The sequence below is a fragment of the Wolbachia endosymbiont of Mansonella perstans genome, from assembly GCF_020278605.1.
Classification (GTDB): Bacteria; Pseudomonadota; Alphaproteobacteria; order Rickettsiales; family Anaplasmataceae; genus Wolbachia.
Map to the genome: position 1 here is coordinate 1 of NZ_JACZHU010000117.1, position 2,343 is coordinate 2,343.

The window sequence follows — 2,343 nt, forward strand, 5'->3', positions numbered from 1 at the left end:
ATTTACATGTTTACAGTGGACAAAGCCTCCGGAATTGTTTATACTAAACCTATACTATCACAGTCCGGGACCATACACCTTCTTTTGGATTACCGACTTTCATTTTCTGTGGCATATTCTTTCTTCGGTAGTTAAATACCTACTTTATAATGAATTTTGTCAGTAGCCACTAGGTTTTTTGGTTGCCGTGCAACAAAGTCATTCCAGCGTTACGCGCTGGAATGACAAGGAAAGTGCACTTACAAGATAAGGTGCGTGGAATGACATGTCGAGTGTCACTATCCGATTTACCACTCCCAATTAAGTGGTTCACTTGTGTCTGTTGGAATATCAAAGACTGGTTTTGACATTACGTCTCTTACAGCGCTTTGGAAAACCGGATCTTCAGCATTAGCCTGGATTTTAGTACCATTTTTGAAATCAGGGATTTGTGCAAGTTGTTCTCCTAACGTTTTGTCATCAGTACTTTTAGCATTCAAAATCGCTGTTCCTAATTTACCTGTATTGTTACCAGTAAGTAGTCGAGTAGTTACACTATCGTGTAAAACTTTTTTACCTACTACAGCATCTTGAAACGCCGTATTAGTTATTATAGCTGTTTTTAAGGTGTCACTGCCTGCTACAGCATTTTGCAAAGCTGGAACAGCTGCTATATCTGCTGGTTTTGCTAGAGTGCTTGTTACAGCACTTCGAAATCCCTCATCAGCTGCTACAGCTGTTTTTAAGGCTAAATTGCCTGCTACACCATCTTGTAAAGTTCTATTAGCTGCAAGAGCTGTTTCCAGTGTAGGATTAGTGCCATCTTTTTTTACATCCAATACTGCTGTTGCTAATGTAGTTTTATTGTCATCATCAAGTAATTGAGTAGCTATATCTGATGCACTTGCCAGGCCTTTACTTTCTAAGAAAGCTTTCGCTGTTTGATTAAGTGCATTCTGTGCACTATCATACTTTACTTCATCTCGACTAGCAAGAAATCCTCCCAATTTCTCCACTAAAATTGATTTTTTGCCACCTGCGTCTGTTGCACCAAGTATAGCTCCCGTAACATCCACTTTCTTTGCCATTTCCTCTGCAAAAATTGGTTTTGCGTCTCCAGCATTTTCTTTTGTGCTAAGTATAGCATCCACAACAGGCTTTTTTGCTATTTCTTTTTCAAGAATTGTTTTACTATTAGCAGTGCTAGCACTCTTTATAGCAAATAATGTACCTATAATGTTACCAAGTCCTTTTTTTTCAGCTTCTTTACCATCACTTGGATAGTATTTAAATTTTACCTCTGCCTTTAGCAGATTACTTAACTTAATATCATCAATGTTACTCAGATTGGAAATACCTGAGGCATCCAAAATATATTTGTTGCCTCCGCCATCTTCGTAAACTATGACTTTAGTTTCATTAAGATCTGAAGTTTTGTCTGCTGCTTGCCTTTGTGAATTTTTATAAAATGTCAAACCAGTGGTCATATCACTCTCCATTAATTATAAAAAAACATAAAATGCATGAAGAAAGTGTAATTTCCGTGAATACTAGATTTTACATAAACTCCTTGAGGCTTGTTATTCCAGCGCTTGACGTACATTTGTACGAACATTTTGATTTGAATCCAATAGGAGAGTGTTATCCAAGTAGCTGAAATTAGGATCCATTCTTTCCATAATAATTAAAATACTGTATTTTAACATAAAACGGCTACTTTTATGCTCACCAACTTAATAAAATTCCTGGAAGAGAGCTTCACGCACTGGAATGATAGGTATCATTCAAGTAACGGATACTGGAACCGGGAAAGCTCTTGTGTATACAAATAGTATAATGAAGATTAGATTGTAAGATCCTCTAAAGTAGGTATATTGGCATCTTCTTGTATTGTATAGTCATTCATTGAGGGACTGTGCAGCACATTTTGCATTTTGCCATCATACACTACTGCATAATCAATATTACACTTATTTAGTTCACCTAATATCATGCCTTGGAAATATTCTTCATCATATCCTTCCATAATAATGTTTATATAGTTAGCACTGTCAATATCAGAAAGCTTGTTACATATTTTTGGATCTTTAGCTGCATAGTGTTGAGTAAGCTTATACTCACTACCGCCATCTTTACAAAAAGAAAATTTTCCCTTTTGGTTGCCATCTGCGGTAATGATAAATCTGTTGCCTTCTTTATCTTTTACCGAGAACTCATTACTACCATTGTCTATGGAATGTTGTTCCTTTGAAAAGTAAATGTTAAGTGATATGTCATAATACTATCTTAATAAAAGTAATTATTATAGTAAAGGGGACAGACGAAAGTGGAAAAAAGTTATAACGTCATCCAATAGAAACGAAA

Annotated in this window: 2 protein-coding genes; both read right to left on the bottom strand. The window is 35.9% G+C overall.

The genetic code is table 11. The features are described 5' to 3' along the window. Positions 1-287: 287 nt before the first annotated feature. Entirely contained in the window at positions 288-1,466 is a 1,179-nt protein-coding gene (locus IHO13_RS05225; protein ID WP_225538589.1) for a hypothetical protein, read from the bottom strand. Positions 1,467-1,822: 356 nt separating this feature from the next. After that, positions 1,823-2,005 carry a hypothetical protein gene (locus tag IHO13_RS05230; RefSeq protein ID WP_225538590.1) on the bottom strand — a complete coding sequence of 61 codons (183 nt, stop codon included), beginning with the start codon at positions 2,003-2,005 and terminating at the stop codon, positions 1,823-1,825. Positions 2,006-2,343: the final 338 nt, after the last annotated feature.